The 20,989-nt window shown below is 74.7% G+C and carries 21 protein-coding genes; 10 read left to right on the forward strand and 11 right to left on the reverse strand.

Annotation, left to right across the window (positions count from 1 at the left end; genetic code table 11):
• Positions 1-42 precede the first annotated feature (42 nt).
• Complete coding sequence (locus ABZ444_RS31245; RefSeq protein WP_358004510.1) at positions 43-3,180, reverse strand: S8 family serine peptidase; 3,138 nt, start codon at positions 3,178-3,180, stop codon at positions 43-45.
• Between the two features lie 83 nt (positions 3,181-3,263).
• Between ABZ444_RS31245 and ABZ444_RS31250 the strand changes: the two genes are divergently transcribed.
• From ABZ444_RS31250 to ABZ444_RS31260, 3 genes are read left to right on the forward strand one after another with little or no spacing between them, the layout of a single operon-like run.
• Positions 3,264-3,860, forward strand: a complete 597-nt coding sequence (locus ABZ444_RS31250; protein WP_358004513.1) for an RNA polymerase sigma factor — start codon at positions 3,264-3,266, stop codon at positions 3,858-3,860.
• Positions 3,853-4,983: a CU044_5270 family protein gene (locus ABZ444_RS31255; RefSeq protein WP_358004515.1), complete on the forward strand. Its 1,131-nt coding sequence runs from the start codon at positions 3,853-3,855 to the stop codon at positions 4,981-4,983. Before ABZ444_RS31250 ends, ABZ444_RS31255 begins: the two co-directional genes overlap by 8 nt.
• A gap of 60 nt (positions 4,984-5,043) precedes the next feature.
• The gene (locus tag ABZ444_RS31260) at positions 5,044-5,541 is read left to right on the forward strand and encodes a transglutaminase-like domain-containing protein (protein ID WP_358004517.1); all 498 of its coding nucleotides are present in this window, start codon (positions 5,044-5,046) and stop codon (positions 5,539-5,541) included.
• A gap of 28 nt (positions 5,542-5,569) precedes the next feature.
• On the opposite strand, the gene ABZ444_RS31265 is transcribed toward ABZ444_RS31260, so the two are convergent.
• From ABZ444_RS31265 to ABZ444_RS31275, 3 genes are all read right to left on the reverse strand, one after another.
• Positions 5,570-6,658, reverse strand: a complete 1,089-nt coding sequence (locus tag ABZ444_RS31265; protein ID WP_358004519.1) for a serine hydrolase domain-containing protein — start codon at positions 6,656-6,658, stop codon at positions 5,570-5,572.
• Between the two features lie 100 nt (positions 6,659-6,758).
• The gene (locus ABZ444_RS31270) at positions 6,759-7,520 is read right to left on the reverse strand and encodes a 3-keto-5-aminohexanoate cleavage protein (protein ID WP_358004522.1); all 762 of its coding nucleotides are present in this window, start codon (positions 7,518-7,520) and stop codon (positions 6,759-6,761) included.
• A 65-nt stretch (positions 7,521-7,585) separates the two neighbouring features.
• Positions 7,586-8,572 (reverse strand): aldo/keto reductase, encoded by a 987-nt coding sequence (locus ABZ444_RS31275; protein WP_358004525.1) that lies wholly within the window; start codon positions 8,570-8,572, stop codon positions 7,586-7,588.
• 132 nt (positions 8,573-8,704) lie between these two features.
• On the opposite strand from ABZ444_RS31275, the gene ABZ444_RS31280 reads away from it, so the two are divergent.
• From ABZ444_RS31280 to ABZ444_RS31305, 6 genes are all read left to right on the forward strand, one after another.
• Entirely contained in the window at positions 8,705-9,493 is a 789-nt protein-coding gene (locus tag ABZ444_RS31280; protein WP_358004529.1) for an SDR family NAD(P)-dependent oxidoreductase, read from the forward strand.
• A 26-nt stretch (positions 9,494-9,519) separates the two neighbouring features.
• Complete coding sequence (locus ABZ444_RS31285) at positions 9,520-10,068, forward strand: TetR/AcrR family transcriptional regulator (protein ID WP_358004532.1); 549 nt, start codon at positions 9,520-9,522, stop codon at positions 10,066-10,068.
• Between the two features lie 201 nt (positions 10,069-10,269).
• Positions 10,270-10,989 carry a CrcB family protein gene (locus ABZ444_RS31290; protein WP_358004535.1) on the forward strand — a complete coding sequence of 240 codons (720 nt, stop codon included), beginning with the start codon at positions 10,270-10,272 and terminating at the stop codon, positions 10,987-10,989.
• Complete coding sequence (gene crcB / locus ABZ444_RS31295) at positions 10,986-11,351, forward strand: fluoride efflux transporter CrcB (RefSeq protein ID WP_358004538.1); 366 nt, start codon at positions 10,986-10,988, stop codon at positions 11,349-11,351. The genes ABZ444_RS31290 and crcB overlap by 4 nt, the downstream gene beginning before the upstream one ends.
• Positions 11,352-11,459: 108 nt before the next feature.
• Positions 11,460-11,915: an ATP-binding protein gene (locus tag ABZ444_RS31300; RefSeq protein WP_358004541.1), complete on the forward strand. Its 456-nt coding sequence runs from the start codon at positions 11,460-11,462 to the stop codon at positions 11,913-11,915.
• 76 nt (positions 11,916-11,991) lie between these two features.
• Entirely contained in the window at positions 11,992-13,740 is a 1,749-nt protein-coding gene (locus tag ABZ444_RS31305; protein ID WP_358004544.1) for a SpoIIE family protein phosphatase, read from the forward strand.
• A gap of 29 nt (positions 13,741-13,769) precedes the next feature.
• Here ABZ444_RS31305 and ABZ444_RS31310 read toward each other — a convergent pair whose 3' ends face one another.
• From ABZ444_RS31310 to ABZ444_RS31340, 7 genes are all read right to left on the reverse strand, one after another.
• On the reverse strand, positions 13,770-14,618 hold the full coding sequence (locus ABZ444_RS31310; RefSeq protein WP_358004547.1) for a phosphotransferase: 849 nt from the start codon (positions 14,616-14,618) through the stop codon (positions 13,770-13,772).
• Positions 14,615-16,510 (reverse strand): alpha/beta fold hydrolase, encoded by a 1,896-nt coding sequence (locus tag ABZ444_RS31315; protein ID WP_358004549.1) that lies wholly within the window; start codon positions 16,508-16,510, stop codon positions 14,615-14,617. The genes ABZ444_RS31310 and ABZ444_RS31315 overlap by 4 nt, the downstream gene beginning before the upstream one ends.
• Before the next feature lie 55 nt (positions 16,511-16,565).
• Complete coding sequence (locus ABZ444_RS31320; RefSeq protein ID WP_358004552.1) at positions 16,566-17,129, reverse strand: TetR/AcrR family transcriptional regulator; 564 nt, start codon at positions 17,127-17,129, stop codon at positions 16,566-16,568.
• Between the two features lie 97 nt (positions 17,130-17,226).
• The gene (locus tag ABZ444_RS31325; RefSeq protein WP_357972142.1) at positions 17,227-17,553 is read right to left on the reverse strand and encodes a TraR/DksA C4-type zinc finger protein; all 327 of its coding nucleotides are present in this window, start codon (positions 17,551-17,553) and stop codon (positions 17,227-17,229) included.
• Positions 17,554-17,585: 32 nt separating this feature from the next.
• Positions 17,586-18,392, reverse strand: a complete 807-nt coding sequence (locus tag ABZ444_RS31330; RefSeq protein WP_358004555.1) for a rod shape-determining protein — start codon at positions 18,390-18,392, stop codon at positions 17,586-17,588.
• Positions 18,393-18,631: 239 nt separating this feature from the next.
• On the reverse strand, positions 18,632-19,000 hold the full coding sequence (locus tag ABZ444_RS31335; protein WP_358004558.1) for a hypothetical protein: 369 nt from the start codon (positions 18,998-19,000) through the stop codon (positions 18,632-18,634).
• A 372-nt stretch (positions 19,001-19,372) separates the two neighbouring features.
• The gene (locus ABZ444_RS31340; protein WP_358004561.1) at positions 19,373-19,804 is read right to left on the reverse strand and encodes a hypothetical protein; all 432 of its coding nucleotides are present in this window, start codon (positions 19,802-19,804) and stop codon (positions 19,373-19,375) included.
• A gap of 360 nt (positions 19,805-20,164) precedes the next feature.
• On the opposite strand from ABZ444_RS31340, the gene ABZ444_RS31345 reads away from it, so the two are divergent.
• Complete coding sequence (locus tag ABZ444_RS31345; protein WP_358004564.1) at positions 20,165-20,695, forward strand: GNAT family N-acetyltransferase; 531 nt, start codon at positions 20,165-20,167, stop codon at positions 20,693-20,695.
• Positions 20,696-20,989: the final 294 nt, after the last annotated feature.

The raw sequence follows: 20,989 nt of genomic DNA on the forward strand, positions 1-20,989 counted from the left end.
CGTGCGCTCTGTGTGTCCCGAGCCCTCCGCCGAACCGGCGGCTCACCCGATCCGGTAGGCGCGGATCACTGTCTGCTCCACGGTGTTGCCCCCGGTGTCGGCGGCGCGGGCGCGCAGGGAGACGAAGCCCGCCCCGGCCGGATGGCGCAGCCGTACGGCGCCGCCCGCGACCTTCGCCGCCCGCCAGGTGCGGCCGTCGTCGTAGGAGACGTCCACGGCCGGCTCGCGCGCCGCCCCCGCCTGCCCGCGCACGGACACCGGCACCGCGAACGCCCGGCCGGCGGGCGCGCCGCTCGCCGGGTCCAGCGCGGGCGAGAAGGCGACGACCGGCAGCGGCAGCGCGCCGTCCCGGCCCTCGGCCGAGCGGAACGTCCAGGCGACCGCCGTACGGGTGGAGGGCAGCTCCGGGCCGCGCTCGGCCGACACCTCCAGCCGGTAGGCCGCCTCCCCGGCCGGCACGCCGAACCGCGCCCCCAGACCGGGCTCCTCCGCGACCAGCTCGCCGTCGCGGTAGAGGGCGGTCCGCGCCCCGGACACGCTCGACGTCCCCGGATGGCCGGCCCCGTCGGCGTACAGCGAGGGGAACGCGGAGATCACGTCGGCCGTGCGCGAGAAGGCAGGCGTGTCCGCCGCGGTGACCGGCGCGGGGCCGAAGACGCCGCGGTTCCAGGTCTCGTCGTAGGCGCGTCCCGCCTCGTACCTGAGGGCGGTCGAGGTCAGGTCGCCTCCCCAGGTCGCGCCCATTTCCGTGTAGACGTTCTGCCAGCGGAGGCCGCCGCCGGTGTTGACGTACTCGGTGTGCGTGAAGGGGGGCCGGAAGTCGGTCATGAACATGATGCCGAAGAACCGTCCCTCCGCGGGCCAGGCGGCGCTTGCGGCGCTCGCGTCCGTGCCGGCGGCCGGCGCGCCGTAGTCCCTGCGGATCGTGGCCAGGTCCGCGCGTCCGACCCGGCGGCTGAAACCGGTCGGCACCTGGCCCTGGACGAACCACGCCAGCCGGTACGCCTGCGCGCTGCCCGCCAGGTCGCCGTCCGGGCCCGGCACCGCCCACTGGCCGGCGACCTTGGTCAGCAGGTCGTACCGGCCGGACCCGACCTGCGCGGTGCGGATGCCCGGCGCGGCGTCGAACATGGTGGCCTCGGCGCCCAGGTAGTAGGGGGAGCCGTCCCGGGTGCGGCCGCCGTAGGTCACCTCGGTCATCAGGTGCCTGGCCGCCGGGTCGGGCGGCGCGATGGACACCGGCCGCGCCTGAGCCGGGTCCAGCCTCAGGGACCGATCCCGGTCCAGGCGCAGGCCGGGATGGACGAGCATGGTCAGACCTTCGCCGTCGGTGGTCCGGCTGTCGACGACGTAGATGCCCTTGGCCAGCCGCAGCGTGACCCTGCCGCCCGGCTGGACGGTGACCGGGTTCCAGTCCTTCCGGTCGACGTCGGTCCGGTAGAGGGTGGTCAGCGCGTCCGCGGCGCCCGGCCGGTCGAGGGTCAGGTCGTAGCTCTCGACCTCCTTGACCACGGCGAGCGGCGTACTCACGGTCGTGCCGTCCGCGGCGGTGGCCTCCAGGTAGCCGCCGAGCGGCCCGTCGGCCACGTCGCCGCGGGTGTCGGCGGTGACGGTCGCCTCCGCCCGGCCGCCCGCGGGGACGGTCAGCGTGGCGGGCGACACCTCGAACACGTCCGCGCCGGCCCGCGCCGACAGGCGCAGCGTCACCGGCTCCGGACCGTCGTTGCGGTAGGCGAGCTTCCTGGTGACCGGCTCGTCGTCGTCGTGCGGCCAGGCGAGCACGCCGAAGCTGACCGACGCGGGGGAGGTGGTCACCGTCTGGCCGATCGCGCGGCCCACGTCGAGGCGGCCCGCGCCCTGGGCGTGGATCCCGGTGCCGGGCTGCGGCCGGGCGGTGGCCATGAGGGCGGCCTTCAGCTGCTCGGGCGTCCAGTCCGGGCGCAGCCCGGCCAGGATCGCGGCCGATCCTGCGGCGTGCGGGGCCGCCATGGAGGTGCCCGACATCTCGACGTACGGGCCGTCGCCGGGGGAGTCCTTGCCGCGCGCGGCGCGGATGGCGACACCGGGCGCGGTGATGTCGGGCTTCAACGCCGAGTCGCCCACGCGGGGACCGGTGCTGGAGAAGACGGCCAGGCGGTCGGCACGGTCCACCGCGCCGACCGACAGGGCCGCGTCCGCGGTGGAGGGCGAGGCGACCGTGCCCGGCTTGCCGTAGTTGCCGGCGGCCGCGACGAACAGCACGCCGTACCGCTCGGTCAGCGTCCGGACGGCCTCCTCCAGCGGGTCCAGGCCCGGGGCGTCCGGCGAGCCGAGGCTGAGGTTGGCCACCTTGGCCCCCTGCTCGGCGGCCCACTGCATGCCGGCCAGGATCGCCGACTCCGCGCACCGGCGGTCGGCGCACACCTTGGCGTCCAGGAGGGTGGCGCCCGGCGCGACGCCGCGGTAGCGCTCGCCCGTCCCGGCGATGGTCGAGGCCACGTGGGTGCCGTGCCCGGTGAGGTCGGCCGCGGTGTCGGTGCCGGTGAAGTTCCGGCGGGCCGCCACCTTGCCGGCCAGGTCGGGGTGGGTGTCGTCGATGCCGGAGTCCAGGACGGCGACCTTCACCCCGGCGCCCGTGTAGCCCTTCTCCCAGGCGGCGGGGGCGCCGATCTGCTTGACACTGGCGTCCAGCGACAGGGTCGCCCGGCCGTCGAGCCAGATCTTCCCCGCGCCGGTGGAGAGCGAGGCCCTGAGGTCCGGCCAGGAGCCGCCGGCGGCGTCGAAGCGTACGGCGGCGCCGTTCACGGCGGGCAGGTCGCGGGTCACCGTCATGCCATGGGCGGCCAGGCCCGGCCGGCGGGCGGCGTCCGGGCCCGCGACGATGAGGGGCAGGGCGCCGGGGGCGTACTCCAGCAGGGTCGTCACGTCGAACAGGCGGGGGTCGAGCCGGCCGGCGGCCAGCAGGGGGACGGCGTCGCCGGGGACGACGCGGAGCCGGTCGCCGATCTTCTCCGTGCTGAAGACGACGCCCGTACGGCCCTTGCCCGGCGCGACGCGCACGCCGTCGGCGACGAGGCTCACCCGGTCGCCCGTGATCAGCGTCACGGTACGGGCGGTGCCGCCCGGCGGGGCCGGCAGGCCGGACGGGACGGCTCCGAGGAGCGCGATGGTCAGCGAGACCGCTGTCGTTCTGAGGATCACATGTCTTCTTGGCGGAATGCCCGCCCCCTCTTCACGGGCTGAGAGGGCGTGAAGAAGGACGGGCGCTTCCGCCAAGTAGGGGTGTGACACAAACCATGACGGTCGAGGACGAGCAGGCGATCGCCGAGTCCCTGCGCCTCCCCGAGAGGTTCGGGGTGCTCTACGACCGCTACTTTTCCGAGATCCACCGGTACGTCGCCGGCCGCCTCGGCACCCAGGCCGCCGACGACCTCACCGCGGAGATCTTCCTGGCCGCCTTCCACGGCCGGGCCGGCTTCGACTCCGGCCGCGGCGTGGTCCGCGGCTGGCTGTACGGCATCGCCACCAACGTCGTCGCCCAGCACCGCCGGAGCGAGCTGCGCCGGTTGCAGGCGATGCAACGGGCGCCGGAAGGGACGCTCACCGGCGAACAGGCCGAGGACGGGCACGAGGACCTGGTCGCCGGACGGCTGGCGGCGGCGGGCGTCAAGGACGACCTGGTGGCGGCGCTGCAGGCGATGCCGGACGCCGACCGCGACGTCCTGCTGCTCCTGGCGCTGGCCGACCTGAGCTATCAGGAGATCGGCCAGGCCCTCGACATCCCCGCAGGAACGGTCGGTTCCCGGCTGAACCGCATCAGAAGGAAGCTTCGCGCCGCCCTGGGCGGCGTCAACCCCTTGCTTGGAGACTCCCGTGGATGACCTGAACCAGGACCTGACCCTGATCCGCGACCTTTACGCGGCCCCGCCCCCCACCCCCGAGGTGCTGGCCGACGGCCGCGCCCGCCTCGCCGACGCCTACGCCTCCCCCTTGGACGCCGGCGTCCGCCGGGAGCAGCGGCGGCCGGCGCTGCGGGCGCTGCCGGACGGCGGAAGGAGCCGGGGGCGCCGGCGGCGCTGGCCGCTCGTGGGGGCGAGCCTGGCCGGGGCGGCCGCCGTCACCGTGGCCGCCACCTTCCTCACCGCACCCTCGACGCCGTCGGCACCCTCGGCATCCGCGGCGCCCGCCCGGCTCTCGGCCGGTGAGATCCTGCTGGCCGCCGCCGACTCGGTCACCCCCGCCGCGGGCGACGGCGCGTACTGGATGCGCGACGGCGTCGTCGGCCGGTACGAACGCGCGCCCGGCGGCCACTACACCCTCAGGACCAGCCGCTCGGTCGAGCTCTGGCTCCCCAAGGCGGCCGACCGCCCCACCTGGGTGATCCGCCAGGACCTCGGCGCCGAGCCGGCGACGCCCGAGGACGAGACGGCCTGGCGCGCCGCCGGCTCCCCCCGGACCTGGACCCTGAGCGGGGGGACGCCCCCGGTGAAGCTGCAGGCCGGCCCCGGCGAGCGCGACGCCGTCCGCGACGACAGCGGCAAGACCCTCACCCTGCTGGGCACGCCCATGACGCCCGCCACCCTGAACGCCCTGCCGACCACCCCGGAAGGGCTGCGCGACACCCTCGAACGCGTCGTGTCCAAGGGGTACGGCAAGGAGCGGGTGGACATGAACGCCCAGCTCTTCGAGACCGGCGTGCGGCTCGTCATGAACTTCCCGACCTCGCCTGAGGTGCGGGCGGCGACGTACCGGATGCTGGCCGCGCTCCCGGGGGCGAGCGCGGAGAGCGAGGCCACCGACCCGCTCGGCCGCAAGGGACAGGCGGTCAGCCGGCCGGGCGGGCCGGGTGAGCGGTACCGGTTCGTCGTGGACACCGCCACCGGCCTGCCGCTGGCCCTGGAGTCGACGGTCGGCCAGGACCGCTCGTACGAGGCGATCAGGACGGCCGCCTGGACCGACGAGGAGCCCCGCCTTCCGGCCCTGCGCCGCGACATGAACCGCTGACCCCGGCCCGCGACGGGGGCGGCGGCACGTCCCCGAAAGGGGCGGGTTACCGTGGCGGGCATGAGCGAAGGCGGATCATCAGGGCCCGGCACCGCCGCCACGGCCATCCTCGACTGGCCTCACCCCCGTGTCACCGCCCTGGCCGCGCGACTCCCCGGCGCGGGGACGCCGCCGCGTGCCCTGGTACGCGCCGCGCACACCCTGGTCAGCCGGACCATCCGCCCGGTGTACGCGATGAACGACGAGCAGCCGGTCTCCGTGACCGTCGCCCGCGGCCGGGGCTCGTGCAGCCAGCGCATGGCCGTGCTGGAGGCGCTGGCCCGCGGCCGGGGGATCGCCACCCGGGTCAGGGGCCGGGTGGTCGACGGCGCGTTCTGGCACTCGCGTTTCCCCCGGATGCGGCCGCTGGTGCCCGCCGACGTCATCCTGGCGTGGCCGGAGTTCCTGCTCGAAGAGGGCTGGGTGCCGATCTCCGAGCTGTTCCGGGAGCACGGCCGGACGTTGTGCCAGGTGGCCCGGCTGGTCGCCGACCCCGTGCTGAGCCGGCGGTCCGCCTAGCGGGCGCGCGGGGCCGCCGGAACTCCGGTCAGCGGGTGCACAGGGCGGTGTCGAAGGCGGCGATCAGGAGGTCGCGGGCCTTGCCGCCGTTGGCCGAGCCCGTGGTGTACACGGTGACCGTGCGGCCCGCGCGGTCGCGGCCGCTGAAGGTGGACACGCCAGGGACGTCGCCGCCGTGCCCCCACAACTTCCCGCCGCAGCTCAGCGGGATCTCCATGACGCCGTAGCCGTAGCGGGCGCCCTTGGGCCAGCCGGGCCGGTCGACGTCGACGTACGAACCGGACCTGACGGACTGCGCCCGCCAGAACGTGTTCAGGTCGCGCGGCGTCGAGACCAGCCCGCCACTGGCGCCGAACGCGTGGCCGGGCAGCCGGGTCAGGTCGACGACGCCGTCCTTGGGGCGCAGCGGGTGCACGCCGTAGGTGTGCGCGTGCGGGCCGCGGATGCCGGTCTCGCCCTTGGCCGGCCAGTACGTGTCCCGCATGCCCAGCGGCTTCAGCACCAGGTCGCGGCTGACCACGCGGAAGTCGCGCCCGGTCACCGCCTGCGCGACCAGGCCGAGGACCATGTAGTTGGTGTTGGAGTAGGCGAACCGGCCGCGGGGCGTCGGTTCGAGGGAGAGGGCCAGTTCGAGCAGGTCCTGCTTGCCGATCTTCGACCAGTCGGCGGCGGGGGTGAAGTCCGGCAGGCCGCTGGTCTGCTGCAGGAGCATCTTCACGGTGATGTCCCGCCCGTCGACGCCCTTGCCGCGGATGACCCCCGGCAGGTACGTCTCGACCGGCTCGTCCAGGTTCACCTTGCCCTGGTCGGCCAGCTTCAGCACGGTGGCCGCGATGATGGACTTGCTCACGCTGGCGATCCTGAACCGGCCGTCGGCGCCGGGCATGGGCTGCTTCGTGCCGCGCCGCGCGGTGCCGGACACGACCGTCGTGGTCCTGCCGTCCGGGTGGCGGATGTAGGCCACGGCGCCGGGCACGTCGGGGGAGGCGGTGAGGGCGTCCAGCCGCGACTGCAACGACGGCGCCCGGTCGGCGGCGAACGCCGGAGCCATCGGTGCGAGCGCCAGCGGGACGATCACGAGCAGGGCGAGTGCGCGCCGGGCGGCGGAGGAAGGCATCGGGACTCCTTGTAGCGTCGATCAAGCTATGTCCCGACTCTGGCGAATTGACGGCTCTGTCACAGTCACGGCACCACCCACCCTCATACGGGGGCTACCCCTACCACCCGGCGCGCTCTGCTCTCTCCCCGCCGGGGCGGGCGATGGCCAGGGCATGGCGGACGAGCGCGGCGTTGTCCTCGGCCGGGCCGCCGTCCGGATCGAGCAGCGTGTCCTCCAGGCCGATCCGGGTGGCCAGGCCCCGCCGTACGGCCTCCGCCACGAGCGGCCACGTCGCCGGCCCCTCACCGTGCAGCAGGCGGGGGGCGGGCGACCCGTCCAGGCGGTCGAGAACGGCCGCCGCCCGGGGGACCGCCTCCTCGGACGGCGCGTCGATCACCTCGACGAGGATGCGCGTCATCCGTCCGGCCAGCCCCGAGGCGGTCAGCGTCGCGGCGTCGGCCGGTGTCCACACCCCCGCCTCGACCCCGATCCCCGCCGCCAGCAACATCCGCGCCAGCTCGCCGAAGCCCGGCTCCGACAGGTTCACCGAGGCGAAGTCCGGACGGGCGCCGGCGGGCAGTTCCGCCCAGGCGGTCACCGCGTCCAGGCGGGCCGAGGCGTCGCCGCCCATGATCCACAGGCCGGTGGACACGCCCACGGGCAGCCCCGGCGCCGCCGCCCTGACGGCCGACGTCGCCGCCCCGACGTCGGCGGCGGCCAGCGACTCGCGCCCCGCCGCGTCACGCGGATGGACGTGCACCGCCCCCGCCCCCGCCCGCCGCACGGCCACGGCGTCGGCGGCCAGCTCGGCGGGCGTCAGGGGCAGCCGGGGGTGCTCGCCCGCCGCCCGGCTCCCGTTCAGACACGCTTTGATGAACATGAGCCCCATCCTTACCCGCGCGAACCGGGCCCAGGCGCGGCGTCGCTTGCCGGCGGCGGGCGGTCTCAGTGGGCGGCGTCCAGGCGGGCGCGCTGGTCGTCGGTCAGCTCCAGGTCCACGGCGGCCAGGCTCTCCTCCAGCTGGGCCACCGACGACGCCCCGACCAGCGGGATCACCGGGAACGCCGAGCCGATCTGCCAGGCCAGCACCACCTGGTTCATGCTCGCCCCGCACTCCTTCGCGACCTCGCGCAGCACCGCCAGGCGGGCCGGGGTGCCGGGGTGGTCGTAGTCCGGCGGCACCTGCTTGTCCTGCCGGGTGTAGGCCCCGCCGAGCAGCGGCGAGTAGGCGACCAGGGTGAGGTCGGGCTCGGCGCGCAGGTAGCTCAGCAGCTCGGCCCCGGCGTGGCCGAGGCTGCCGTCCTGGAAGATCGACTCCGGCACGTCGAAGCGCGGGCGCAGCAGGCTGTGCTGGTACTGCAGCACCTCGTACCCGGCCACCCCCGCGGCGGCGGCCAGGGCGCGGGCCCGCTCCACCCGCCAGATCGCGTGGTTGCTCGCCCCGAGCAGGCCGACCGTGCCCTCGGCCACCAGGGCGCCGAAGCCCTCGACGGTCTCGGCCACCTCCACCGTGCGGTCCTCGATGTGGGCGTAGAGCAGGTCGATGCGGTCCACGCCGAGGCGTTCGCGGCTGCGCTCGGCCGACTCCCTGATGATCTTGGCGGACAGGCCCTCGGCGTTGTCGACGTAGCTGGTGCCCGGCGCGAGCGGCCGCGCGCCCAGCTTGGTGGCGATCACGATCTCGTCCCCGGCGCCGCTGCTGCGCCGCCAGCGGCCGAGCAGCTCCTCGCTCTGCCCGCCCTGGCCACCGTCCACCCAGAAGGCGTAGTTGTCGGACGTGTCGATGAACGTCCCTCCGGCCTCGGCGTAGCGGTCGAGGATGGCGAACGACGTCTTCTCGTCGGTCACCGAGCCGAACAACATCGCCCCGAGGGCGAGTGCGCTCACCTCACGGCGGGTGTCCGGGTTCGTGCCGATCGTCCGGTACTTCATGCTGTCTCCCCAGTTCGTCACGTTCTGTACGAGGCCCCGGAACGGGAGTCTGGGTGCTGGAGCGAACTCCAGGTCAAGCCGGACCGGCCATCTTCTTGAAATTAGATCATTTCTCTAGAAAAATGCTCTGACATGTCCATCATGGTGGTGACCGGCGGCAACCGGGGCATCGGATACGCGGTGTGCGAACGGCTGGCCGGCGAAGGGCACCAGGTGCTGCTGGTCGCGCGCGACGCGGAGCAGGGCCGGCAGGCCGCCGCGCGGATCGGGGGCGACGTCCAGGCCGTGACGGGCGACCTCACCACGGCCGAGTCGGTCCGGCGGCTGGCCGGCGACCTGCGGGACCGCTGCCCGCGCATCGACGTGCTCGTGCACAACGCCGGCCTGTGGCCCGCCCGCCGCGTCCTGACCGAGGACGGGCTGGAGGAGTCGTTCGCGGTCAACCACCTGGCGCCGTTCCTGCTCAACCACCTGCTGGAGGACCGGCTCGGACGCGTGGTGCAGGTCACCGCCGGCCTGTACGCCAAGGGCCGGGCCGAACCCGGACGCACGGCCGTGGGCGCCGCCTTCTCGCCGATGCGCACGTACGCCGACACCAAGCTGTGCAACCTGCTCACCGTGCCCCTGTTCGCCGAACGCTGGCGGACGGCCGGGATCACGATCGACGCCGTGCACCCCGGTGTCATCCGCACCGGGCTCGGCGACCGCCGCGGCCCGCTCGGCTGGCTGCTCAAGGCCGCCAAGCGCAGCTGGGCCGCGCCCGAGGAAGGCGCGCGGCACGTCGTCTCCCTGGCCGGGGCTCCCGGCACCGGCCGGTACTTCGACCAGGACCGCCAGGTCCCGTTGCAGGGCCCGGCGCTGGACGCCGACCTGGCCCGGCACGTCTGGGACGAGGCCGAGGCGCTGGCCGCGGTGCGGTGACCCGGCACCGGCGCAGCGAGGAGACCGTGCGCAGGCTCCTGGACACCGCCCTGGAGGTCTACCCTGCCGACTTCACCCTCCGGGCGGTGACCACGCGCAGCGGCGTCAGCATGGGCAGCGTCTACCACCACTTCGGCAGCCTGGAAGGGCTGGCCGCCGCGCTGTACAGCCGGTGCATGGACGAGCTGCTCGACACGCTGCTCGCCGTCACCGAGGAGACCGCCGACGCCCGTGACGGCGTGCGCCGCGCCGTGACGGCCTACCTCGGCTTCACCGCTTCGCACCCGGACAAGGCCCGCTTCATCCACGCGGCGCCGTACGCGCTGGACCTCGGCCCGTACGCCGAGCGCATCGCCGCGGCCAAGGCGTCCCGGCTGGCCGGGCTGAACGCCTGGATCGGCGCGCGCATGGCGGAGGGGGCGGTCGCGCGGCTGCCGGCGGCGCAGGTGGAGATGCTGCTGATCGGGCCGGTGGCCGAGGTGAGCAGGCGGTGGCTGGCGGGCGCGCCGGACATCGACCTGGACGAGGCGGCCCGCGTCCTGCCCGACCGCATCTGGTTGTCGCTCAGCGGTTGACGCCGGGGGCCGTTTCCTGCGGGGGAGACTTCTCGGAGGTGGGGGCGAGGTGGTCGCCGGTATGATGGGGGCGGCTTCCCGTGCCGGGAGCCGCGGCGGTGGGGCCCGCCGCCTCCCGCCCGTCCGGGGGTAACCGCGGTGTCGCCGCCAACGGTCCCTGCCAGAGATGTGCCACGCTCATGTGCTGGTAGGAGATGCCTCATGACCCAAGCTCGTCCCCCCGAACCCGAACCCGGCCGTGCGCACGCCGCCGTCGAAGGCTCGGAGGCCGGATCCGGGCGTGCCGTCGAAGGCGTGGAGGTCGGTGGCGCGCACGTCGCCGGGGGTGCCGACGGCGTCGGGGGTGCGCGGGTCGATCCGCGGGCCGCGGTCGATCCCGACGTCGACCTCCATGTGCCCGCCCAGCGCGGCGAGCTGGCCCGTGCCCCGGTCGCCACGCCGGCCGTCATCGCGGCCGGCGGCGTGCTGGGCGCGCTCGCCCGCTACGCCGTCCTGACCGCCTTCCCGGTGCCGCCCGGCGGGTTCGCCTGGCCGACGCTGGCCGTCAACGTCACCGGCTGCCTGCTGATCGGGCTGCTGATGGTGGCCATCACCGAGGTCTGGCGGGCCCATCCGCTGACCCGGCCGTTCCTGGGGGTGGGGGTGCTGGGCGGGTTCACCACGTTCTCCACCTCCATCGCCGACGCCCACGGGGCGCTGGCCGCGGGCGAGCCGCGCACGGCCCTCGCCTACCTGGCGGTCACGCTGGTCACGGCGCTGGCCGCGGTCTTCCTGGGCCAGGTGCTCGGCCGGGGGCTGTTCGGCCGGTTCGCCACTGCCGCCGAGACCATTCCTGCCGAGACCGCCCCCGCCGAGACCGCCCCCGCCGAGACCGCCCCCGACCAGGCCGTCCGGGCTCCGCGCGGTGGGCGGCGTCCGTGACGACGCTGCTGCTGGTGGTGCTGGGGGCCGCCGTGGGTGCGCCCGCCCGTTACCTGATCGACCGCGCCGTCCAGGCCCGGCACGACAGCCTGTTCCCGTGGGGCACCTTCACCGTGAACGTGGCCGGGTCCGCGCTGCTCGGCTTCCTGCTGGCGCTGCCCGCCACCGGCGCGGCGCAGGCCCTCCTGGGCACGGGCCTGTGCGGGGCGCTGACCACGTACTCCACCTTCGGGTACGAGACCCTGCGGCTGCTGCAGAACGGCGCCCGCACCTACGCCGCGCTCAACGCCGCGGCCAGCATCGCGGCCGGCCTCGGAGCGGCCTGGTGCGGCATGGCCCTCGCCCAGGCCGTCATCCCGTGAGCCGTCCGGGAGCCGGTCCATGAGCGGTCGGCGCGTTTGACGATCGCTCGACGGGAAAGCTGAAGGGGGCCGGCGTACCCTTCCCGACGTCCGATAGACGAGACGATCATGCTTGTGGAGTTCGAGCTGCGCTGTCCCATCAGCGCCGATCTGGCGTTCATCCGCGACCTGGTGCGCATCCACGGCCACCACAGCGGACTGTCCGGCGAGCGGCTGGAGGACCTGGTGCTCGCGGTGAACGAGGCCGTCACCAATGTCCTCGACCATGGCGGCTCGGCCGGCCTGGTCACCGCGACCCGGGACCCGATCGGCGTCTGCGTGGAGATCCTGGACACCGCGGGCCGCCTGACCCCCGACCATCTCGACGCCGCCGGCGTCGACCCGACCGCGTCCCACGGCTTCGGCCTGTGGGTGATCCAGCAACTGTGCGACTCGGTCGCGCTGGAGGAGACCGGCCTCGGCTCGCGGCTGCGGCTGCGCATGCTGGTGCCCTCGGAAACCCCCGGCGCCGCCGATCGCCGCCTCAGCAGCACCATGGCCGGCGGCGCCTTCCCCTGGTCCTAGCCCGGCTGGTCCCGGCCCGGCACGTTCCCGGGTACACGAAGTCGGCATGTCAGTAATCATCCGATAACGTAGTGTGATGATGGCTGATCGGGGTGACGCCGGACACCGGCCGGACGGCTCCGGTTCCGGCGCCCAGCCGGCGGAGTGGCTGCTGCGGGCGGCCTTCGACGGCACGGGCATGGGCATCTACCTCACCGATCTCGCCGGCCGCATCACGTGGGTCAACCCCGGGGCGGTGGCCCTGCTCGGCTTTCCCGCCGACGAGCTGCGCGGCGCCGACGCGCACCAGACGCTGCACCGCCGCCTCGACGGCAGCCTCCCGCCCCGCTCCGCCTGCGAGCTGGTCACGGTGTGCCGGCAGGACCGGTCCGTACGCAGCGAGTTCGCCACCTTCGCCACCGCCGGCGGCCGGCTGCTCCCGGTCGCCTGGCTGGCCTCGCCCATCCACCACGACGGCGAGCCGGCCGGCGTCGTCGTGATCTTCATCGACGTCGTCGAACGCCTCGACGCGGCCGGCCGGCAGGCCGAAGAGCTCGTCCGCGCCCAGAAGCTGACCGAGCAGTTCCGCCTGCTGACCGAGATCAGCACCGTCCTCACCCAGACGCTGGACGTGCGCGAGGCGATGACGCGGCTCGGCCGGCTGCTGGTGCCGCGCCTGGCCGACTGGGCGGCGGTGGACATGTTCCTCGGGCCGCGCGAGCTGCGCCGACTGGCCATGGCCAGCACCGGGGCCGCGCCGGTGGACCCCTCGTGGTTCGCCGAGCTGCCGTCGTTGCCGAAGGGCCCCTCGCGGTCGGCGCTGGTCCGGGTGCTGCGCGGGGAGCAGGCCCTGCTGCTGGGCCCCGAGCAGATCGCCGCGCCGCCCGACGGGCCGCTGGCCGCCGCGCACGACTCCCTGTTCAACGTGCTGGGCGGCTCGTCGGCGATCGTGGCGCCGCTGCGTACGCCGCGCCGCGTGCTGGGCGCTCTGACGGTGGCGCGCACCGACCCGGCGCGGCCGTACACGGAGGCCGACGTGGAGCTGGTGGCCGACATCGCCCGCACCGCGGCCCTGGCCGCCGACAACGCCTGCCTTTTCGGCCAGCAGCGCGACATCGTCGACACCATGCAGCGCCACCTGCTGACCGCGCTGCCCCAGGTCGATCACCTGCAGCTCGCCGCCCGCTACCTGGCCGCCCCGGCCGGCTCCCAGGTGGGCGGCGACTGGTACGACGCGTTCGTGCTCCCCGACGGCGTCACCGCGCTGGCCATCGGCGACGTCGCCGGCCACGACCTGGAGGCCGCCGGGCAGATGGCCCAGCTCCGCAACATGCTGCGCGCCCTGGCCTGCGACCACAAGGAGTCGCCCAGCCTGATCCTCGACCGGCTCAACAAGGTCATGGCCGTGGCCAGCGACGCCCCCACGGCCTCGGCCATCCTGGCCAGGATCGAGCCTCCCCAGCCGGAGGGCGACCCGGACACGCGGATCCTGCGCTGGACCAGCGCCGGCCACCTGCCGCCGCTGCTGGTCACCGCGCACGGGCAGGCCCGCTACCTGGAGGAGGGCCAGTCGCTGCTGCTGGGCGTGCATCTCGACGACGTGACCCGCCACGACGCCCTGGCGCCGCTGCCGCCGGGCAGCACGCTGCTGCTCTACACCGACGGGCTGGTCGAGGTGCCCGGCGTCAACCTGGACACCAGCCTGGCCCGGCTGCGCCGGCACGCCGCGACGCTGGCCCGGCGCCCGCTCCAGGACTTCTGCGAGCAGGTGCTCGCGCTCGCGCCGTCGCCGCGTACCGACGACATCGCGCTGCTCGCCCTGCGCCTGCCGCCGCCCGGCCAGTAGGGCGGACGCCGCCTCCGGGGCAGGGGCGGTCAGGGGGCGGTGAGCGCGGCCTCGATCGCCGGGCCGTGGCGCTCCAGCCACGCCTCGCGCCGCTTGATCAGGTCGCCGACGCCCTCCTCCCACATCCGGGCCCAGCCGCCGCCGCGCTCCTCGGCGATCTGCCGCATCGAGAACCACGACCGCCGGGTACGCAGCACGGCCACCTCGACCAGGCGCGACCGGTCGACGCCGGACATCCCGTACGCGTCGGCGAGCAGGCGGCAGCGGCGCGGCACGTCCAGCCCGCGCAGGGGCGGGTCGGCGTCGGCCGGGTCGGCCAGCGGCGCCCAGTACACCATCGCGCTCACCAGCTCCTCCACCCGGGTGGCCGGCCTGGCGATGTCGAAGTCGATCAGCCCGGCCGCCACGCCGTCGCGGAACACGATGTTGTCCGGCGTGTAGTCCAGATGCCCGACCAGCTCCGGCGGGTACGGCGGCGCGGGCGGCATGCCCGGCGGCTCGGTGAACCCGAAGTCCGCCCGCACGCCGTCGGGCGGGACGAACCCCGCCACCGCCTCGTGGTAGGCCCGGATCAGCCGGCCCACGGAGGCCAGCCGCTCCTCCTCGGCCAGCCATGCGGGCCGCGGCCGTCCGGCGACCTCACCGGGGACGAAGGTCAGCACCTCGCGGCCGGCGGCGTCGATGCCGAGGAAACGCGGCGCGCCCGCGAACCCGGCCTCCTCCAGGTGCCCCAGCAGGGCGTGGACCAGCGGGGAATTGGGCCCCACGGGGCGGCGTACGGTGTCGCCGACGCGTACGACGCCTTCGGTGACGTCGCCGCCGGCGAGTGGGATCTCGGGTTGGGGCTCGGTGGGCTCGGTGTAGGTGACGGAGCTCATGGTTCCCTGGGGTGGTGAGGAAGTGGGCCGGTCATGATCTCAGTCATGGGCGGCGGAGGGCAATCGTCCACGGCGTGCTGGAGAAGGACCTGCCGCACGATCTCCGCGACGGCGGCCGGGTGGGTGAGGTGCGGGTGGTGCCCGGCCCCCGGGATGACCGTGCCCGGGGCGGCGTCGGGGGTCAGCGGGTCCAGCTCGCCCGCCACGAGGTGCACAGGTACGGGGCCACCGAGCAGCGTGCGGAGGGCGGCGCGTTCGGCGGGGCGCTGCGCGGCGCGCAGCGCGCGGGCGGTGCGCCGGGCGACCCCGGGACGGCGGAGCCCGGCAGCGGCGCTCGCGACCGCCCGCCGCGCCTCCTCGGACGGGGACGCCGGGCCGAGGAGGGTGGCCGTGAGCCGGTCGGGGCCCATCCTGCCGAGGAGAGGGGCCGCGAGGAGCTGGGTGAGCGCGGACGGCCGGCGCTGGAGGAAGTACGGGGACAGCAGGACCAGGGCGGCGATCCGGCCGGGATGGGCGGCGGCGTACCGCAGCGCCGGCGCGGCGGCGGCCGAGTGCGCGACGATCACCGGACGGGTGCGCACGGGCCCCAGCAACTCGGCCAGCCAGTCCGACGCCGCGCCCCCGGCGGACGAGGAACGCCCCAGCCCCGGCAGATCGGCGACGAGCGCAGGAAACCGGTCCGAACCAGTTCCGGGGCGGGCCGGGGGCGGGGTGCTGTCCAGCTCGTCGAGCACGCCGTGCCAGGAGTCGCCGTCGAGCGGAAGCCCGTGCAGCAGGACCACCCGCGGCGACGTACGCTCACCCACCACGTACGTACGCGAGCCCGCCACGCTGTGGAAACCACCGGGACGTGCGGCCGGAGCGGCCCCGAACCGGTCGGCGACCAGCCGGTCGGCCCAGCGGCGCAACGCTTCCCCCGCGGGTGGCCGGCGGAGCCCCGCGGACCCGGCGACCCGGTCGGCCGAGCCCGTGTCGTACCGGTCCTCGGTCAGGAAGCCCAGCGTCTCGGGCTCGGCGCCGGTCAGCACCGACGGCAGGCGGCGGATCACGCCCACTGGCACGCGTATACGCGGCGCGCGTACGCCGAGGTGCTCCGCGAGCAGCCGGATCAGGTCGGGCAGGTCGGGCGTGGCGGGATCGAGCACCCAGTGCAGGCCGCCGGGCTCGGGGTCGTGCTCGGGCACGGCGGCCATGAACCGGGCGAAATGGTCCACCGTCACCACCGGGACGAACGTGCGGGCGCCACCCGGCAGCAGGGGCAGCCGGCCCGCCCACAGATCGCGGACCAGCGAGGCCAGCCCGAGGTACTGGCCGGCCTCGCCGGTCAGCGAATGGCCGATGACGCTGCTCGGGTTCACCACGGTCAGCGGCACGCCGAGCCGCGCCGCGGCGACCCGTACGGCGGCGTCCCCCTCGGCCTTGGAGCCCTCGTACGCCCCTTTGTCCCGGTACAGGGCCGCCAGTTCGGCCTCCGGGAGCGGGTGGCGCGGCCGCGGGTCCAGCCCGACGCGGTAGCCCGACACGTGCACCAGCCGGCGCAACCCGGGACGGGCGGCGGCCCAGTTCAGCACGTTGAGCGCGCCTTCGACGTTGACCGCCCTGGCCTCCTCGTCTCCCATGCCGAAGCGGTAGACGCCGGCGGCGTTGAACACGTCCCGCACGCCCGCCGCCTCTTCGGCGGCCGCGCCCAGTCCGAGGCCGGGCCCGGCCGTGACGTCGCCCTCGACGACCGTGAGCCGCGTGGCGGGCACGCCGTGCTCGCGCAGCCAGCGGGCCGGCCCGTCGTCCGCGCGGCGGACGACTGCCGTCACGGCACGGCCCTGTTCCAGCAGGTGCAGGACCGTCCATCTGCCGATGAAGCCGGTCGCGCCGAACACCACGGCGTCTTCCATGTCGATTCCTCTCTAGACCGATCTGCATATTCTGTGGGTACGAAGAACCGCCGGTTCAGGCCAGCAGCCTGACGACCTGGCGGCGGACCCGTTCGACCGGCAGCCTGGAACGGCTCGCGCGGGCCAGCACCAGCGCGCCCTCGATCAGCGCCAGCACGGTCGCCGCCAGGTCGTCGGCCGCGTCGTGCCCCTCGGCGCGCAGGGCGTCGGCCAGCCTGCGCTGCCAGCCTTCGTAGATGCCGGCGCAGACGCGCTGCAGTTGCTCGTTGGAGGAGGCGATCTCCAGAGCCACGGTCGCCACCGGGCAGCCCTTGGCGTACCCGGCCGCCACCATCCTGTCGGCCAGCACGTCGAGGACAGCCGGCACGAGCTCGCGGGCGCCGGGCAGCGTGCCGGCCAGATCGTCGATCATGGCGTCGACCTCCCGGCCGGCGGCGGCCAGCGCCTCGCCCACCAGCTGGTCCTTGCCGCCGGGGAAGTGGTGGTAGAGCGACCCGCGCGGCGCGCCGGCCACCGCCAGCACCTCGTTGAGGCCGGTGCCGTGGCTGCCCTGGGCCTCCACCAGCGTCCGGGCCGCCGCGATGATGCGCGCCCGCGTCTCGTCCCCCTTGACCGCCATGCGATACACACTAGACCGGTCTGCATATTCCTGTCCATCCGGCCGTCGGCGGTGGACCGGCCGCCCGACGTCGCGAGGGGCGGCCGGTCCCGGGAGGTCAGGCGGCTTCGTACCGGCGCTGGCAGTTGATGCAGAACCGGGCCAGCGGCCGGATCTTGAGCCGTTCGAACGGGATGCCCGCCTCGCAGTGCGAGCAGCGGCCGTACGAGCCGGCCGTCAGCCGGTCGCGGGCCTGGGTGAGCTCGGCGATGGCCCGGTCGGCGGTGGCGAGGGAGGCCAGCAGCTCCTGCCAGGTGTCGTCCGCGCCGTTGCCGTCCTGGGCCGCGGCCTGCAGACCGAGCAGGTGGCGGCTGCGCCGCTCCAGCTGCTCGTCGATGTCCTGGCGCAGGGACTGGAGCTGCACGGTGCTGAGGTGGTCGGTCATGGTGGTTTCCTTTCCGCGCGGATTGCGGGGGTTCAGAGTGCGATGACGGGCGCCGCGGGGCGCAGGCACAGGCGCAGCAGGCCGCGGACGGTGGCGTGCTGCGGCTCCGCCGTGGCGTTGATCCGCGTGCGAAGGGCGGTGTGCAGGCGGTCCAGCAGCCGCGTCTGGAGCGCGCCCCCGCCGGTGACGGTCAGGCCGTTGTCCCGGACGGCCGGGCGCAGGTGGGCCGGCTGGCGGCGCAGCAGGCCCGCGGTCATCTCCACGACGCCGTCCAGCGCGTCCGGCAGCAGGCCCGTGCTGGTCGTGGCGCTGAGCTGGAGCGCCGCCGCGTCGCTGACCGCGCCGCCGCTGACGACGACGGCCTCAACGATGCCCGCCCCCACGTCCAGCAGCAGGTACGGCCCCGGCCCCGCGACATCCAGACCGGCGCCCGCGGCGGCGGCCAGCGGCGCCTCGACCAGCGTCACCTGGCAGCCGGCCGCCTCGGCGACGGCCGCGCGCACCGCCTGGCGGTCGCTGCCCGTCGCGGCCCTGGGCACCGCGGCCATCACGTGTTCCAGCGGCCGGCCGCCGGCCAGCCAGGCGTCCTGCAGCACGAGATGCACGAGCCGCAGGCAGGCGCCCGGGTCGACGACCATGCCCCGGCGGATCGGGCGGACCGGGATCCCGGCCGCGCTCTCCGGCGACGGGACGACGACCGCCGAGGGACGGTCGGCGATGGCGAACCCGTCCAGGGACAGCGAACGGGTGCGTGAGGTGCCCAGGTCGAGCACCACGTGGGCGCGGTGCACCGCGGACGTTCGCGGTGAGTGTTCGTGGACTGATCCGGCGTCGGACATGACGATGATCGGCTCCTTGCTCTGACGCGGAGGACTCGTACGCGAAAGACGAGAGAAAAGGGGCGCATCCCGCACGCGGGGACGCCACGACGGCGACCTCCGGCCGTACGGGAACGCGCGGGAACCCGCGGGCGGCCGGGCGACGCGTGGACCCGGCCGTGCGAAAGGCCGGGCGCGACGACCGGCCCCGCGGCGCGCTGGGCGGGCCGGGAGGCGGCGACTCGTGAAGAGGGAGGGAGCTAGATCAGCGGCGGGCTGCGCGAGCCCGCCGTGCGGTGCCCGACCTGCTGCGGGTCGCGGATCGCGGCCGCGTCGGAACCGGGCGCCGGGAGCAGCGGGAGGTGGGCGGCCTCGGCGTGCCGCGCGCCGCGCAGCGGCGGCCACAACGACAGCACGTGGTGCTCACGGCCGCTGGACGCCTGGGGCGGCAGGCTCGGCATCCGGTCGCCGCCCTTGTCCGGGGTCCATGCGTGACCGGCGGACAGGGGGCGCGGGGCAGTCTGGTCGTCGGCGTAGGAAGGGCCGGCGACCAGCAGGGACAGCAGGACCAGGCCCACCACGCAGCACAGCGCGATGGGGCCTCGTGGCGCTCTGCACGATCCCGTCATAAGGCCGACCATAGCCCAGCCGGTGAGAAAAGGCATTACCGTCCGTTTTCCCGTCCGGCGGTACGGCGCGGTCGACGGGGAGGCGCGGGGGCGGGGGTGCCGGAGGGGCTTGCGGTGCTGGTGGGGACAGGGGACCGCAGGGGGAGACGTGCGGGGCCGGGGCGTGCAGAGGCGGGGGCGTGCAGAGGCGGGGGCGTGCGGGGCGGCGGCGTGCGGGGCGGGGCTGCAGGGCGGGGTTCGCCGGGACATGGGCGCGTGGCCGGTCGCCGGACCGGGAGCCGGTCTTCGTCCGGACGGCCGGTGTGCGCATGTCGCCGGGAACCCCGCCGTTCAGCGTGTTGCTGTGTCAGCGGGAACCTCGCCCAGGGCTATTTAGAACCCGTCGAAGTTCTCGCCCCACTCGCCCCAGTCGTCGTCCTCGTTGTGGTCGTCGTGGCCACGGTCGTCGTGGTCGTCGTGGTCGTCGTGGTCGTGGTCGTGGTGGTCCGGCTTGTGGACGGCCGGGGGACCCTGCGGGCCACGCGGGCCCTGGGGACCACGCGGGCCTACACGGTGGTGGTGGTCGTGGTCGTGGTCGTGGTGGTGACCGCCGCCCCACCAGCCGCCCCAACGCGGGCCCCACCAGCGAGGACCGCAGTGACGCCAGCCGCAGCCGCCCCGGAGGACCGGCTTCTCATCGGCTGGGCTCTGATACGACGCCGTGCCGGCCGTGCTGGCCTGGGCTGCCGGCATCTGGCCGCCACCCAGCAGCAGGCACGCGCTCGTGGCGAGCACGGCCGTCGGCTTCTTCATCATTGATTTCATCGCGCTTTCCGTTCAGAAGTTTCCAGAACCGCCGCGGGACTTCTCGACTGCCGTCGGTCTCCGGCATGAGCAGTCTTACCCGCGCATTGAGTTCGGAGTTCTGACAAGACAGGCATGAGCTGCTAAAGCTTGACCAGATTTACCAGGCCCTTACAGCCGACTTGTCCAGGTTTATTGCGACAAGGAGTGGTGGTGTCGCTTTACTATGACTCGATCATTCCCTAGCACTGTCGCCCCGAAAATGCGGCGCTGCCGGGAACATGCGCTCCGGGCGTCCGGTGTCGCGGGCGCGGGGGTGCCGGTTTGGCCGGACGTCCGCTATCGTCACTGCCGTACTACGACTAGACAGTGAGGCGAAGCGTGACGGAACGTACGGACATGCGGCTGGAACTGCTGACCGGCGAGCAGGCGCTCGCGCGCCGGGCGGAGCTGATCGACCTCTATCGCGAGGTGTTCACCGGGCCGCCGTGGAACGAGGGGGAGGGCGAGGTCGCCGAGTTCGGCGTCCGGTTCGCCGCCGACGCGGCCCGGCCCGGTTTCCGCGCGGTGCTGGCCGTCGAGGGCGCGCGTCCGTGCGGGTTCGGGACGGCCTGGCCGACGTCGACCCCGCTGCCGCGGACCCGCAGCTACGGCAAGGTGCTCGCGGCGCTCGGCCCGGACGGGGTGTCCCGGATGCTGGCCGGCGCGCTCCAGGTGGACGAGCTGGCGGTCGCTCCGCGCGCCCGCGGCCGGGGTCTGGCGGGGCGCATTCTGGGCCTTCTGTGCGGCGAAAGCCGGAGCTGGCTGCTGACCTCCGTGAACGCGCCCGACGCCATTCGCCTGTACGAGCGTCTGGGCTGGCGGCGGGCGGGCGAGAACGAGGGAATTGTCGTATTCCTCAATCCCGAGTAACCGCGAAGTTTCGCGCATTCTCCGAACTAGTGCGGATATCCAGAACAAACCGCACCGATATCGAATATGTCGGACATCGCCGCCCCGAGGAAAGCAAACAAACCCCCTCGAACCAAGAGATAACCCACCCAAACGCCCCCCACGCCGCGCCCCCGCGCCCCCCACGCCGCGCCCCCGCGCCCCCCGCGTCGCGCCCCTGCGCCCCCCGCGTCCCATCGCGCTGCGCCCCCCGCGTCGCGCCCCTGCGCCCCCGCGTCCCATCGCGCTGCGCCCCCCGCGTCGCGCCCCTGCGCC

Source organism: Nonomuraea sp. NPDC005730 (genome assembly GCF_040630865.1).
GTDB lineage: Bacteria > Actinomycetota > Actinomycetes > Streptosporangiales > Streptosporangiaceae > Nonomuraea.